General features: G+C 64.6%; 21 protein-coding genes. All 21 read right to left on the reverse strand.

Going from position 1 to position 13,247, the window contains the following annotated elements; all coding sequences use genetic code 11:
• Positions 1 to 3: 3 nt before the first annotated feature.
• The 21 genes from RVY76_RS08615 to RVY76_RS08715 all read right to left on the reverse strand — a co-directional run bounded on the left by RVY76_RS08615 (position 4) and on the right by RVY76_RS08715 (position 13,226).
• Positions 4 to 354: a hypothetical protein gene (locus RVY76_RS08615; protein WP_317373469.1), complete on the reverse strand. Its 351-nt coding sequence runs from the start codon at positions 352 to 354 to the stop codon at positions 4 to 6.
• Positions 354 to 2,573, reverse strand: coding sequence for a hypothetical protein (locus RVY76_RS08620; RefSeq protein ID WP_317373470.1), 2,220 nt, complete (start codon positions 2,571 to 2,573; stop codon positions 354 to 356). The genes RVY76_RS08615 and RVY76_RS08620 overlap by 1 nt, the downstream gene beginning before the upstream one ends.
• A 9-nt stretch (positions 2,574 to 2,582) precedes the next feature.
• Positions 2,583 to 4,190, reverse strand: coding sequence for a terminase large subunit (locus RVY76_RS08625; RefSeq protein ID WP_317373471.1), 1,608 nt, complete (start codon positions 4,188 to 4,190; stop codon positions 2,583 to 2,585).
• The gene (locus tag RVY76_RS08630; RefSeq protein WP_317373472.1) at positions 4,168 to 4,563 is read right to left on the reverse strand and encodes a phage terminase small subunit P27 family; all 396 of its coding nucleotides are present in this window, start codon (positions 4,561 to 4,563) and stop codon (positions 4,168 to 4,170) included. Before RVY76_RS08630 ends, RVY76_RS08625 begins: the two co-directional genes overlap by 23 nt.
• Entirely contained in the window at positions 4,560 to 4,883 is a 324-nt protein-coding gene (locus RVY76_RS08635) for a phage head closure protein (protein WP_317373473.1), read from the reverse strand. Before RVY76_RS08635 ends, RVY76_RS08630 begins: the two co-directional genes overlap by 4 nt.
• Complete coding sequence (locus RVY76_RS08640; RefSeq protein ID WP_317373474.1) at positions 4,880 to 5,296, reverse strand: DUF3168 domain-containing protein; 417 nt, start codon at positions 5,294 to 5,296, stop codon at positions 4,880 to 4,882. Before RVY76_RS08640 ends, RVY76_RS08635 begins: the two co-directional genes overlap by 4 nt.
• Positions 5,293 to 5,697 (reverse strand): HK97-gp10 family putative phage morphogenesis protein, encoded by a 405-nt coding sequence (locus RVY76_RS08645; RefSeq protein ID WP_317373475.1) that lies wholly within the window; start codon positions 5,695 to 5,697, stop codon positions 5,293 to 5,295. The genes RVY76_RS08640 and RVY76_RS08645 overlap by 4 nt, the downstream gene beginning before the upstream one ends.
• Positions 5,697 to 6,017, reverse strand: a complete 321-nt coding sequence (locus RVY76_RS08650) for a head-tail connector protein (RefSeq protein ID WP_317373476.1) — start codon at positions 6,015 to 6,017, stop codon at positions 5,697 to 5,699. The genes RVY76_RS08645 and RVY76_RS08650 overlap by 1 nt, the downstream gene beginning before the upstream one ends.
• A gap of 2 nt (positions 6,018 to 6,019) precedes the next feature.
• A complete protein-coding gene (locus RVY76_RS08655; protein ID WP_317373477.1) occupies positions 6,020 to 6,490 on the reverse strand; it encodes a hypothetical protein in 471 nt (156 codons plus the stop codon).
• Between the two features lie 5 nt (positions 6,491 to 6,495).
• On the reverse strand, positions 6,496 to 6,846 hold the full coding sequence (locus RVY76_RS08660) for an HNH endonuclease signature motif containing protein (protein WP_317373478.1): 351 nt from the start codon (positions 6,844 to 6,846) through the stop codon (positions 6,496 to 6,498).
• Positions 6,847 to 6,853: 7 nt separating this feature from the next.
• Entirely contained in the window at positions 6,854 to 8,005 is a 1,152-nt protein-coding gene (locus RVY76_RS08665; RefSeq protein WP_317373479.1) for a phage major capsid protein, read from the reverse strand.
• A gap of 136 nt (positions 8,006 to 8,141) precedes the next feature.
• A complete protein-coding gene (locus RVY76_RS08670) occupies positions 8,142 to 8,513 on the reverse strand; it encodes an HK97 family phage prohead protease (protein ID WP_317373480.1) in 372 nt (123 codons plus the stop codon).
• The gene (locus tag RVY76_RS08675) at positions 8,513 to 8,902 is read right to left on the reverse strand and encodes a hypothetical protein (protein WP_317373481.1); all 390 of its coding nucleotides are present in this window, start codon (positions 8,900 to 8,902) and stop codon (positions 8,513 to 8,515) included. The genes RVY76_RS08670 and RVY76_RS08675 overlap by 1 nt, the downstream gene beginning before the upstream one ends.
• Complete coding sequence (locus RVY76_RS08680; protein ID WP_317373482.1) at positions 8,902 to 9,099, reverse strand: hypothetical protein; 198 nt, start codon at positions 9,097 to 9,099, stop codon at positions 8,902 to 8,904. Before RVY76_RS08680 ends, RVY76_RS08675 begins: the two co-directional genes overlap by 1 nt.
• Positions 9,089 to 10,285 (reverse strand): phage portal protein, encoded by a 1,197-nt coding sequence (locus RVY76_RS08685; RefSeq protein WP_317373483.1) that lies wholly within the window; start codon positions 10,283 to 10,285, stop codon positions 9,089 to 9,091. The genes RVY76_RS08680 and RVY76_RS08685 overlap by 11 nt, the downstream gene beginning before the upstream one ends.
• A 169-nt stretch (positions 10,286 to 10,454) precedes the next feature.
• The gene (locus RVY76_RS08690) at positions 10,455 to 10,775 is read right to left on the reverse strand and encodes a type II toxin-antitoxin system RelE/ParE family toxin (protein ID WP_317373484.1); all 321 of its coding nucleotides are present in this window, start codon (positions 10,773 to 10,775) and stop codon (positions 10,455 to 10,457) included.
• A gap of 271 nt (positions 10,776 to 11,046) precedes the next feature.
• Positions 11,047 to 11,334, reverse strand: coding sequence for a hypothetical protein (locus RVY76_RS08695; protein WP_317373485.1), 288 nt, complete (start codon positions 11,332 to 11,334; stop codon positions 11,047 to 11,049).
• Positions 11,331 to 11,552, reverse strand: a complete 222-nt coding sequence (locus RVY76_RS08700; RefSeq protein ID WP_317373486.1) for a DNA-binding protein — start codon at positions 11,550 to 11,552, stop codon at positions 11,331 to 11,333. The genes RVY76_RS08695 and RVY76_RS08700 overlap by 4 nt, the downstream gene beginning before the upstream one ends.
• A 451-nt stretch (positions 11,553 to 12,003) precedes the next feature.
• Positions 12,004 to 12,222: a hypothetical protein gene (locus RVY76_RS08705; protein ID WP_317373487.1), complete on the reverse strand. Its 219-nt coding sequence runs from the start codon at positions 12,220 to 12,222 to the stop codon at positions 12,004 to 12,006.
• Positions 12,219 to 12,524 (reverse strand): hypothetical protein, encoded by a 306-nt coding sequence (locus RVY76_RS08710; protein WP_317373488.1) that lies wholly within the window; start codon positions 12,522 to 12,524, stop codon positions 12,219 to 12,221. Before RVY76_RS08710 ends, RVY76_RS08705 begins: the two co-directional genes overlap by 4 nt.
• Positions 12,525 to 12,752: 228 nt before the next feature.
• Complete coding sequence (locus tag RVY76_RS08715) at positions 12,753 to 13,226, reverse strand: Lrp/AsnC family transcriptional regulator (RefSeq protein WP_317373489.1); 474 nt, start codon at positions 13,224 to 13,226, stop codon at positions 12,753 to 12,755.
• Positions 13,227 to 13,247: the final 21 nt, after the last annotated feature.

Consider the following 13,247-nt stretch of genomic DNA (forward strand, 5'->3'; position numbering starts at 1 on the left):
GATCTACCCCATCGCCAGATCAAACATATCCGGCGTAAGCGTCTGCCCTGACCCACGGGGCAGGACCTTCTGCCCGTCCTGCCCCTCGCGCTGATAGGTTCGCTCCATCCAAACGGCATCCATCGCCGTGATGATTTCGACATGGTGCGGCTCAAGCGGCGTCCGCGTGAGCTGGCACCATACGGCGATCTCGGAATAGGCGATCGGGTTCGGCCCGTTGGCCCCGCACGATCGGGCGCGGGATAGCGCGCTGAACGCATTCCAGATGATCGCGGAGCCTTCCGGCAGGCGGGCGGTGCCACCGGCCAGGCGCACGCGCAAAGCGGCGCAGAGACGGCGTTGCAGGCCTTCCATCAACGCGCCCTCCGGTGCGTATTGGCCCGCGTGGCGTTCACCTTGCCCGGCAACGCGCGATCCCGTTCGGCGTTGTTCCGCTGGATGGCCTGCGCCTGCTGCACGCGGATCTGGGCGACGATCTCCCCCCGATCGGACAGCATGAGATTGCCCCCGACGACTTCGATCTTCTGAGCGCTTCCTGCGCTGCCAGTGCGCGCGCTGTCGCGAAGCGCCGCCTGCGCCTGGGGGACGTTCAGCACGCCACCGGATTGCGAAGGGACGAAGACCTCGGAGCGCGCCGTCCGCTCGTTGACGAGATAAGGCGATCCCCCGCGCACCGGGCCGCCCGTTGCCCGTCCCGTCAGCGCGCCTCCGATTATCCCGAAGACGCCGCCCGGATCTCCGAAGCCCAGCATGGCCTTGCTGAACTGCATCCGCGCCATCTCCATCAGAAGCCCGGACAGGGAATCCTTTGCACTGGCAGAGCCGTCGAGAATAGACCCGAATAGATCCGTCATCCGATCGGCCCCGCGCAGCGCGTTTTCCTCGATCAGGCGCAGCTTGTCGGCGGCGCTCTCGGCCCGCATTCCCGCTTCCGTGTAGGACAGCGCCAGGGCGTCAATCTCGGCCGTGAGCGATGGCGTGATCGCCTTGCCCGATGCCTGCGCTTCGTAGAGAAGCTCGGCCCGCTTCCGGGCGTATTCCAGCGCATCGCCTACATCGCGGCCGGATTGCGCGAGGGCCAGGAGTTCGACCGCCTCGCCTTCGAGCCTTGCCATGTCGGAGCGCGTTCGTTCGATCTCGCGCTGATAATCCGAGATTTGAGCGCTGCCCCCACCGCCGCCGCCGGACGATCTGCCACCCCCGCTGGCAGGCTCGGGGGGATTATACCCGAAGTCTATGTCGATCGGCCGGCCCTTGGGACGGGGCGAGGTCGCGCCTTCCTCGGGCCAGTTGCGTTGCTGCCAGTCCTCGAAGCTGCCGCCCCTGTCGCGGGGATCGCCGCCGCGCCCGCTGCCGCTTGTAGGCAGGGTGGAGCGGAACGCCCGCGCCTCGGCCGATGCCGCCGCGAGAGCCGTGGCGATCCGGTCAATGTTCGAGATGACGCCGCCGAACTGTGCCGCATCCACGTCGCTCAGGCCGCCCAGAAGATCCCGCGCCTCGCCGATGACTTCGCCGATCTTCTCCTCGAACGCATCCGCCTCGGTCGCGCCGTTCTTGAAGGCCGTCATCTCGCGGTCGATCTCGACGAGGAGGTCGGCCAGCTCGCGGGCCGTGTCCACGTCCTGCAGATCCATCAGCCTCACGCCCGTAGGTCCGGTCGCCGCGTTGATCGCCGCGAAGAGCCCTTCATAGGCGGAGGCGATATCCTCCACGTCATCCGAGACGCCGATCGAGCCTGCCGCGTCCGCGACCTTGGCAACCGCATCGGCGAGCCCCACGACGATGGACTTCGTGAGCGACGAGATCCGTTGACCGACTTCAGCAAACTTGCGGTCAAGCTCCACCGCCTTGGCGATGGCCTCGTCATCCATCACCGCGCCCAGCTCGTGCGCGCGGCTCACCAGGCCCCGGATGCCGCTCTCGCCCTGCGACAGCAGCTCGACGAAGCGCTCGCCGCCGGTGCCGCCGAAGACCTCATCCGCCACCCGGATCTGCGCGGCGCGGTCGAGATCCTCCATGCGCCCGATCAGGTCGAGGAATAGCTCTTGCGGTTCTTTGAGGCGGCGCGCCAAGTCACGGGCACCGTAGCCCAGCCGGTTGAACGCCTCGGCGGCCGATCCCCCGCCCGTCTCGATGAACTCGTCGGCCCGAAGCTGCAATTCCTTGAGCCCGTCCGTAAGCTGGTCCACCTCGATCCGGTTCGTCTCCGCCACGAATTTCAGTTCCTGGAACGCCTGCACGCTCACGCCCGCGCGTCGGGCCTGCGCGTCGAGGTCGGCGAGGCTGCGGATTGCCTGCGATGCCCCCTTCGTCAGTGCGCCCACGCCGGTCACCACGGCCCCGATCGCGAAGGCCTTGCCCATTGCTCCGATGCGGCTCGTGGTCGAAGCGAGCGCCTGGTTGATGCGGCCCGTGGACCGCACCATGTCCCGCTCCATCGACCGCGTGGCGCTTTGCGAACGCTGTTGCAGGTTACGATAGGTGCCGGTGCCCTGCCGCTCGGCCTTCGCCATGTTGCGCTCGAAGTCCCGGATACGGGCCTCCAGCGCGACGATCAGGCGTTCATCATCCATGGGTAATCCTCACGCTGTATAGAGATCATCGGTGAACCAGTCGGCTTCGGTCACGAGGCCGGTCTCGTCGGCGGCGCAGCGGGCCACGGCCATCGCGGTGGCAACGGCCCCGTCGATCTTGTCGCCCGACTTGCCCTTGTGGAACGATCGGTTCCCCGCCGGGTCGATCCGAAGCTGGATGTTCGAGAAGTTCCAGCGCAGGACCGGGTGCCCGCCATGCACGAAGGTGCGGGCGAGGATGGCGCGCTCCAGCTCCTTCACCGCAGGGGCCATCGTCACCCATCCCTGCCGGAACTCGGTCACTGGGAAGCCATCATCGTTGAGATTGCCCATCATGTGCCGCCCGTAGGTCGGATCGAAGGCGATCTCGCGCACGTTGAAGCGGGCGCAAAGCTCGCGGATATGCTCCTCAACGGCCCTCAGATCGACCGTATTGCCGGGCGTCGGGATGATGAAGCCTTCCTCGGCCCATGTGACGTAATCGACGCCGTGCAGCTCGCCCCGGCCGCGCAGGTTGTCCTCGGGGCAGAAGAAGAACGCCGCGACCTGGTATCCGTCATCGCCATCTCGCCAGCACGCGACGACCGCCGTCAGGTCCTCGTTCTTCGACAGGTCCACCCCGATGAAGCAAGGGGCCTGCACCATATCAAGCTCTTTGAGATCCACCTCCCTCGTGCCGTCGTCATAGACGTGCATCTCGACGAAGGGCGAGGTCGATTGGTCGAGCCAGCGATTGAGGTTGAACTGCATGAAGCTGTCGCGATCGGCGGGTGAGTTCTCGGCCTTCATCGCCTTGTCCCGGAAGGCCGCGAGGTCGGGATAGCCATGCCTGAGCCCGGGATTGGTCGCGTGCCAGACTTCTTCGTCCTGCCAGTCGTCGCCCGGCTCGGCCATGAAGATCACCGGAAGCGTTGCGGGATCGTCCACCTCGCCTTTCTGGACCTTGAGGGCATAGCTTACCTGTTGCCATGCGAGGTTTTCCTGCCCGCGCCCGGAGGTCGAGGCGATGATCATCAGCGTGCCCGGCACTTTCACGAGGGCGGAATCGAGCGCCTCCCATTGGCGCAGCCCGGCCCGGCCTTCCCATGCGTGCAACTCGTCGGCGATGACGACATTCGGCGTCTTGCCGTGCAGGACCTTCCCCTCGGCCGCGACCGCCTGATACCGGACTCCGTGCGCCTTGAACGCGATGCGCGAGACGTAATCGCGGATGCTGAGATGCTTCTGCAATCGCCTGTCGTGCTGCACGATCAGGCTGGCCTCGTTGTAGAGTTCCTTGGCCTGCTCATGTGCCGCCGCTGCCGATACGATTAGCCCGCCCGGCTCGCGTTCGGGGCCGATCAGATGCAGAAGCGTCAGCCCCGCGCCAAGGCTCGTCTTGCGATTGCCGCGCGGCAGGAGAAGGACCACGCGGCGCACCACGCGCGTGCCGTCCTCGTGGCGCGGCCCGTATATGCGGCGCACGATACGTTCCTGCCACGGGTCGAGCTGGAACGGGTGGCCCAAGGCGGGGTTCTTCGGATGCTTGAGACGGCGCAGCCATTTGACCGCCCGCTCGCCGTAGCCCATCGGGTCCGGGATCTCCGATCCGTCGTCAATCCAGCTCGGCGAGATCATCGTCGTCCTCCTCGTCGCGGATGGCGGGGCGGGACCGGGATACGGGTGTCAGGCCCATCTCGGCGGCAAGAAGGCGGGCGCGGGTCATCGCGTCGGACTGTATGCCCACGGCAGGATTGCGCTTCATCGCGCCGTCCACGCCAATCACGTGCCCATGCGCCTGCAAGTAGCGCTCCATCTCGCGTACGGTCCCGATGGCGATGCAGTAATTTTCCAGCCCGCCAAGATCGGCGTCGGTCAGGATGCGGCGCTCGGACAGGATCGGCATGACGCGGCACCATTCGGCGCGGGCATCGGACGACAGCCAGTCCGGTGCGGCAAGCTCGCCAATCGCGGCGGGGTCAGTTTGAAGGTGCGGCTTCGTTCCCTTCATGGCGCATCCCCGGAGGCCACGCATCGGATCTCCAACCCGGTGCGGCGGCCGATCGAGATGATCTCCTCGATATCGAATACGTCACCATCGAAGGCGATGCGGTCGTCGTGGCGCAGATGCCGATAGAGCCGCGTGCGGAAGACGATGGTCGTCTCGTCCGTTTCCCCGGAACGGCGCAGGAACTCTTCCGTGGAACGCTCGACCACTTCCCCGCGCAGGGTCGCGATTCGGTTCCAAGTGAAGACGGGCGTCCCGGCTGCGTTGACGCTGTTGCTCCCCCGCTCGACATGCAGGACGTGGATCATGTTCCCGGCCTTCATGGCGCCAGCTCCTCCACGAGGATCTCGACCGTCAGCACGCCGTGCGCCGTCTCGCCATCGGGATCGGACAGGGCGCGCATCTGCGTCACCCGCGTCTGCACCGCATGCAGCTCGGGACCGAGATCGAGGCGGCCGGGCAGGATCGCGGCACGCATCGCGCCCATGATCCGCTTGACGCCCTCGCGCGATTGCGACCGCTGCCAGATGTGGAGCGTATGCGTCACGCGGCTGCGCCGATGGTCGAGGTCGATCTCGCTCACGTCTATCACCTGCGCCTCGCCCATGACAATTCCGGGCGTGGGCGCGGGGCGTGCGTTGCGGTCGAGAATGGCGTCGGGCGGTACGTCAACGGTCACGTCAGGCGAGGCAACGAGGCGGGCGCGGAGCGCGATCTGGACTGCAAGATCAATCATCGAGCCTCCCGGATCGCCTTAAGGATGGCGCGCTTGATGCGGCGTTGTGCCTTCGGCGCGGCAATGCGAAAGCCGGGCCAGAAGAACGGCTGCGCGGCGGAATGGCGGGTCCCGTACTCGACGAGATGCGGATAGCGCACGTCGCTATTGCCCACGGTCACCGCGACCTGGTTCTCGGGCACGAGGTTCGCCCCACCCGGTTGCGAATAGGGCGGCGTCGAGAAGCCTCCGAGGGTGACCGTGACCGATCCGACAAGATCTCCGGTATCCTCGGGCGCAAGGCTCTCGATCGTTTCGGCCACCTCATAGCCCCCTTGCGCGAGCGCGGGCTGCACCGCATCGCGCGCGGCCTTCGGGATGGCCCGCATCCGGTTCTGGAAGCTGGCGAGCCCCTTTCCCATCAGAAGCTCCACTCGCGATATTCGGTGATGATCTCGCGCGTGCCGAATGGCAGATCATGCGCCTTGTCGGACACTGCTTCGCGGTTCTCGTACCACCAGGCCGCCAGTTGCAGAATGGCCTCCTTAAGCGGTCCCGGTACCTTGGACGCTTCGTCAAACCGCTCTATCAGGCCGTAGCCCAGAAGACGTTCGACATGCTCATTGGCCGCGACAAGGAGGCGATAGAGGATCGCGTCATCGTAGCTTCCAACATCTGGCGTGAAGGCGAGATAATCCCGCAGATCCTCAAGCCCCAAGACATATTCCGTAATCGGATTCATGATTAGCTCGCGTTGACGCGGACCACGTTCGAGTTGACCCAGAGCGAGGCGTTGAGCTTCATCACGTTGTTCGCCGTGTCGAGGGCTTCGGACGCGCTTCCCACCTTGGCGATGAAGTACCGCTCGGAAGGCGATCCCCCGGGGGATGCATCGTTGAACTCGATCTTAAAGGCATAATCGTGGGGCGTTTTTTCCGCCGCCAGAAGCGCCTGCTGGCCGGGGTCGGAGTAATCGATGCCGGTCACCACCTCCATCGGAGGGGCGTTGCGGGTGCCTTTGAAGCGGCGGGTCCGGTTCGATCCAATCGACGTAAAGGAGATCTCGGTTGCTTCATCGCCAAGCGTACCGAGCGACTCGACGTGTTTGATCTGCGTCCAGGAGCCGGAGAAGTCGGCGAGGGTGAAGTCCTCGGATTTGTCGTCGGTGACGGGACCAATGAAGAGCTTGCTTCCGGCGGTCGCGAAGATAGGCATTTCAGTTACCTCTTGAGGGTGCGGCGCTCGTCGCGTTGCTTCGCGCCGGAATGGCAGGGGGTGCAGAGGGGCTGCCAGTTGGCCCGGTCCCAGAAGAGATCCCGGTCGCCCCGATGCGGTTCGATGTGATCAACCACCGCCGCGAGATCCCCGCAGCGGCGGCAGAATGGATGCTTGGCGAGGAAGGCCGCGCGGGCCTTCTGCCATGTCCCCGAATAGCCCCGCGCGCTCGAACTCGGCCGGGTGCGGTCGAACCGGGCCTTTCGCTCGGCTGTACGCTTGCGCTCGCACGGGCACGCTGTCTCGGTCGGGACGCGGTAGCCGCAGGCGCAGAGGCGCGGGGGTTTCGAGGGCATTGGCTCATCACGCCATCAGGTACTTGCGGAAGCGCGCGGGCTGGATCACCCGGCCGCCCACCCGGCGCACGGCGTGGATGCGGGTCGCGTCCTTCGTCGCAAGCAGGTACGGGTTCACGAGGACGCTCATCGCGAGGCGATCGACGATCCGGTATCCCTCGAAGTCCCCGAAGACGATCGGCGTCGTGCCGGTGCCCACGTCGTCCATGTCGGGCATCTCCACCACGGGACGGCCAAGGATCGTCTCGGGCTGCCCGACCTGGAAGCTCGGCTGCCAGAGATAGCGCCCGTCGCCATCCTTGAGGTTGCGGATCGCGCCCAGCGTGGTGCCGTTCATCGCCCAGGTGGCGCGATTGCGGTACATCGCCGGAAGCTCGTACATCATCGTGACAAGCTCGTCCGGGGAGACGGTCAGGCCCGCGCCCTCGAAGGTCGGGATATCCGCATTCGTCAGGATGCCCTCGGGCTGGTTGCCGCCCGTGCCGTAGAGGAACGCCGCGCCTTCCTTCTTCCCGAAGTCCTCGGCCAGCGCCATCCGCACCTCGGATTCGGCGGTCCCGGCGCTGTCGGCCAGAAGCTCGTTCGAGATATCGACGAAGGTCGCGAGCTTGTGCGGCGTCACCTCGATCTGGCCGAAGGGAATGGTCGATTCCGGCTCGGTTTCCAGCTCGTCGATCCATTGTGCGTTCGTCATGCCGGTGCGCTTGGGATACTTAATCGACTTCGAGGCGATGCTGCGGACGCTCGCGATGGATCGCACGGGCGAGTATTCGACGAGATCGCGGATCATCTCCGAAGAGATCTCCTCGGGGGCGAGGAAGCCGCCTTCACCATCGTTCGCCTCGTTCAGCGCCTTCAGTTCGGCATCGGGTGCGCCGCTGCCCTTGCGGAGGTAGATCGCGAAGGATTTGCGCTCCTCGCTCGGCTCGACGGCCTCACGCTCGCCCGTGGCGCGGTTGGCCTTGGCTTCGAGCTTGTCGAGGCGGTCGGCGAGCTTCGACGTGTCGGCCTTCTTCTCGACTTCACCGATGCGCTCTTCGACGCTCTTCTGCAGGTCGGCGAGGCCCTTCGTGACGATATCCGTGGGGTCGGCGTCTTCGGCTTCCTTGCGGGTGATGGCCGTGCTGCCGCGCAGCTCGGAGGGTTTCGTGATCTTCATGTGTTACCTCTTGGAGATCTGCGCCGCGGCGCGTTGGAGTTGTTCGGCGAGCGCGAGCGCGCGCACCGCAGACTTGGCCGATGCCACGCGGGCACCGGGATGCATGGGAATGGTCACGAGGCTGGCTTCGAGAAGCTCAAGCTCGGAGATCGTCCGGCCGCCGCCCTTCCGGGGGGGCCGCCTTCTTCGTCAGGAAGCCGATGGAGATGCCCCGCACGGCCCCGGAGCGGACCAGCGCACGTACCTCGCGGGCACGGGGCACCTCTTCCACGAGAAGCCGCCCCTTCAGCCGCAGGCCGTCCTCGGCCTCGTCTGCGCTGTCCCATGTACCGATCGGATCGTTCTGGTCGTGCCCGAAGAGCATGGGAAGCGGCAGGGCGGCATTGGAAAACGCGCCCTTCGTGATCCAGTCGCCGATCCGGTCGCCCGCGTTGAACGGCCAAGCGATGCCGTCGATCGATCCATCGGCATCGGCGTGGATCTTCGTCTCGACATAGACGCGCTCCATCAGACGGCCCTCCGGTGCGCGGCGCGGTCGGAGGCGAAGGCGTCGATCTGCGCTTCCACCCAAGTCGCTGCCTTGATCAGCCGCAGGACGTTGCCATGCGAGAAGGCGACGGGCTCGCCATCTTCCTGGCATTCCCACGCGAGAACGCAGGCGGCGAGGCTGTCACGGCGGGCACGCTCGCGTTGCTCGGCCGGGACGCGGCCCTCGTGGTCTGCCATCTCGGCGAGGTCGTCGGCCAGCTTGAGGCGGGCGCGTGCCTGTGTCTCGCTGTCGGGACCGGCGACCTTGAGGCGGATGCCGGTCGGCTTGCCCTCGATCGGATCGGCGAGGTCGAACCATGCGCCGCGATCCTGGTCGGCCGTGAAGCTGCGGATATCGTCGAGCTGCATCAGATCACACCCGCCCAATCGCCAGACTGTTTAAGCGTGCCAAGCGATTTGCCCTGGTCGAGGATCAGGACACGGGCATCGCCGAAAGCCTCCTGAATCTCAGCTTTCAGTTCACCCTTGGCCTTCTCGCCAATCGGGTGCGGTACATAGACGACGAGGACATCCTTGCCGCCTACGGTCACAGTTTCATTCTGCATCGCTGTCTCCCGGCGCGGCGGCCTTGGTCTGGATGTTGGGATTGCGGAAAGCCTCGCCGCCTGCACGGGGCGCGAGGCCCAGCCATGAGCGGCCCTCGTTCGGGTTGATGACTTGGCTGGCGATCAGGCTGTTGATCACGGTGGATCGGGTCGAGAGATCGGCGCGGGTCAGGTCATCGCGATCGAACCGGATCACGTGATCGGCCCGCTCGTCCTCGGTGAAGAGCGCCCGGCGCAGAGCGGCCTCGGTCGCGCGAAGCCACGGCTCAAGCGTGTAGCTCAGGAACTCACGGCCCATCTGCTCGGTGTTGCTCCACGTCGCGCGGTCGTGGTCGAAGAGCATGGACGGAGGAACGCGGAAGGCGCGGGCGATTTCGAGGATCTGGAACTTGCGGTTTTCGAGGAACTGCGCGTCGGTCGAGGAGAAGGTGAACGGCTCGAACTCGGCCCCGTCATAGAGGATGGCGGTCTGTCCGTTGGCGTCCTGGCCCTCGTGCGTCGAGCGCCATGCGGCACGCGCGGCCTTGATCGAGGCTTCCCCCATGCCCTTCGGGAACTTGAGCGCGCCGGACGGCCGGGCACCGCGCCCAAAGAGCTTTGAGGCGTGGCGATCGAGGGCCATTGCTGTGCCGATTGCCTCGCGGGCCAGCGACAGCGGCGCACGTCCGAAGGGGCTGCGAAGATGCACGACGTTGCCGGTCTGGACCGGGCGCGCGTCGATCTTGAAGACGGGCTCGCCGGTTACCGTGTTGAACTGCACGTCGATGATGCCGCGACGATACCGCACCAGCTCCATGATGCGCCCGTCGCCGGTACGGTTCACGAAAGCGGTGCCGCCCTTGTCGTCGCTCAGGGCGTCGATCACGAGATCCCGGACCAACTCGAAACCGCCGGTCCAGTCGTTTGCGTCGAGGGTCAGGAAGCGCAGGGCGGGATGATCAGGCAAAGGCGTCTCGGTCCCGTCCGCCTCGATCCGCTTCACGCTCACGTCGAGGGTGGCAACGGCCTCGGAGATGACGCGGATCGCCGAAGAGACGGCCGGGACGCGCAGGGCCGCGTCGGGCGTGACGGCATGCCCGCCGGTCGCGGTGGGCGTGATGCCGAAGATCGCGAAGAGATCATCGCCGGGTTCGGCGAGCCCCTTCGTCTCGGTGTCGATCTGTTGCTTGCGCGTGAAAGGCCACATGAGGGGATAATGGCCTGCATGCCGCGCCCCGTGCAGATAGCAGGGCGTGGCAAGTCATTGGTTTCCGTGGGTTATCGTGACCTGCGAAAATCCCAATTCGTGCGAATATCGAGCCGTGGACCCCGCGCCGGTCCCCCATGGGCTCGGAAAGTCGAAGACCACCCCCCGGTCACTCACCCGCTATCCGACCAGCCGCCCTGCTATATGCTTCTCCCCGTTCTCGCTTTCCAACTGCCAGAACGGTTACAGTTACAGTTTTGTCTGATACTTCGTACACCAGCCGGACACCGGGCCGTTTAAGCTTAATCTTATAGCGATCGCTTGAACCGCTCAACTTAGCCGAAGACACCCTCGGCTCAACAAGGCGCTCTTTTAGCCGTGCCTTCAGGTTCTTACGCACCGTGTCATCTAAAGCCCGCCATTCTTTAAGAGCTTTAGCGTGAAAGCTTAGCTCATAGGTCATCAAGCGAAACGCGAACGAACGGGCCATCAGCACGTTCGTCTGCAATCGCGTTTAGCTGAGCGTCTTCGATGGCATCGACAAGGGAAAATCTGGACACCTTAATGAACCCACGACTGCGCGCAGAAGTGACCCGACCAGACCGAGAGTCACGCCGCTCGGTGATCGTTCTAACTTGAACAAGCTCAGTCATCGCCATTCTCCCGTGTATGCCATTCGGACACACCAAACGTGTATCTCTACATAGCCCTAGCAGCTTAACGAAGCAAGAACACACCTAAACGGTCAAGAAAACCTGCTCTTAGCGAGCCGAACCTGCTAGTTCCTCCATATCGTCAAGGCCGTCTCGAACCGCATTCATCGCCGCTTCGATCACGAGCGCCTTGGCGTCGCTCAGGAAGCGGAACTCCTTTGTCGGGCTCCACAACCTCAGTTCCCCTTTGTTCCTGACGAGTTGCAACCCATCGATCCGCATAGGCCACATTAGGACGCCGAAGGTTGCCAGCAGTTCGGCATCGCCGGTAAGCCGTCGCGGCGGAACGCACATCGACATTTCGAGGATCTTCGGGGGGTTGTTCGTCTCAGTCATGCTTTCGTCCTCATCCATTGCGCCAGTTCGGTGCGTGTTGCGAAGTATCCGCCACCTGGCGGGTGATAGATCGGCACGTCATCCCGCTTGGCGAGACGGCGCGTCTTGTCCACGCTCACGCCCAGGGCGTTGGCGATTGTCGTCAGGCCCCAGAGCTTTTCCGGGCCTCTCGTCAGCGCGTCGAAGCGCTCTGCTGTAAGTTTCTGCTGCTCGTTCATTCTCTTGCCTCTTCGTTAGACATACTCCTGCCACCCGCTACCTGCCCCCGATATACAGGGCAGGTCCCGACGCCTCCTTGCTTCGTATCCACGCGATGCCCTGTCTGCTCTCGCAACGGGGGCCAGCCGCCTGCCCGCTGGCTTCTCACCAGCCCCGTCCTTTGCAGTCTTGCTCGGGTACGGTCCCCGATCGGTCACGGTCGCTCTTTCGACCTGCACCCGCCGGTGGGTTTGTTGTCGCGTTTCTGGCAGGGGCTAGTCGGAGCCGCTTCCTGCCGGGTCGGGTGATTTCCCCGAAGCATCATTCCCCGCTGATATGCCCAGCGGTCAGAAGCACGGGCGGCGGGCGATCCTTTGTCCGATATGCCCCGGTCTGGCCGGGTATGCTCGTCCGATGGATCGCCTCATTGCCTGTTACGCCGCAGCCGCCCGGAAGCGACGCAACAGGCAATCACTCGACCAGAATGATCTCGTCTTCCTCCTTGTCTGCGGTAAACAGTTCGGCGACGAGACGGCGCATGGTGCCCATCTGCTTGTCGCTCGGATTCCAGTTCCGACGTCTCGACTGGCGCACAATGGAGGCCGCAAAGCCTCTCACCCATTCGTTGCTCGCGTGTCGCTGGACGGTCGGCATGTGATAAAGAAGCTCGTCGAGGGTGCGCTCGGTCATGCCGCTGCCCTCCCTTGCACATGGGCAAGGAAGGCGGCTTGATCGCGTGGTCGCATCGCCTCGAAGCTCGCAAGGGCGTAGGCTTTCAGTTCCCACCGGTTGGCGACGGAAGCCCAGAAGCGCGCATCGTCCATCGGGGCGAGGAAAGGCGGCAGGGGCGACCCCGCCGATCCGATCAACGCCTTGGCCGTTGCCTGCGCGTCGTCCGCGTCGAGGCTCGACAGCGCGGCGAAGGCGAGCGCGATCCGATCCCGCCGCGTCAGCCCCAGCGCAATCCCCTTGGCCCACTCGGCAGTTGCCACAGCGGGGCGGTTGCGAGTAGAAAGGCAGGGAAGCTCGTCAGCTTTGTTATTGACCCCGGATGCGGTTGCCGCCGCGCCGGGGTTTTCCTTTGCGACCCCGGGCGGATATTGGTTCGCCAGTGGGCTATTTTCCGTAATGTTTCCAACCGCCGGAAGTCGAGGGTTCGCCAACGCAACCCCTTGAACAGTCGGGGGAGTAGTTTGCCCTCCGGGCCTACCAACGGACGATCAGCCACTTTCGCTGGCGAGCGTGACGTCCTTAATTGCCTGCATCGCCACGTATGTTGACGTTTGCGCCACATGCGGCAACACCGAGATCCTCGTTGCGAGAAGCTCGCGATAACGCGTCATGTCGGCGGTACGGACCTTCAGCAGATAATCGAAGTTCCCCGCGATGAGATGGCATTGCTCGATCTCCGGTATCTGCCGGACGGCCACATTGAACGCGTCGAGAGCCGATTCGCGCGTATCGGTTAATTTGACCTCAACGAAGGCCACGTGCTCGCGGCGCAGTCGTACCGGATCGATTAGGGCACGGTAGCCAAGGATCACGCCGCTCTGTTCGAGCCGTTTCAGCCGCGTCTGCACGGGGCTTTTCGATAATCCGACGCGTGCGGCAAGTTCGGTGACGCTGATCCGGCCGTCGGCTCCGAGGATGTCGAGAATTGCCAGGTCGAATCTGTCGAACGTCTCGCCGGTCATTCACATGGTCCTTACTGGGGA

The sequence above is a fragment of the Palleronia sp. LCG004 genome, assembly GCF_032931615.1.
Taxonomy (GTDB): Bacteria; Pseudomonadota; Alphaproteobacteria; order Rhodobacterales; family Rhodobacteraceae; genus Palleronia.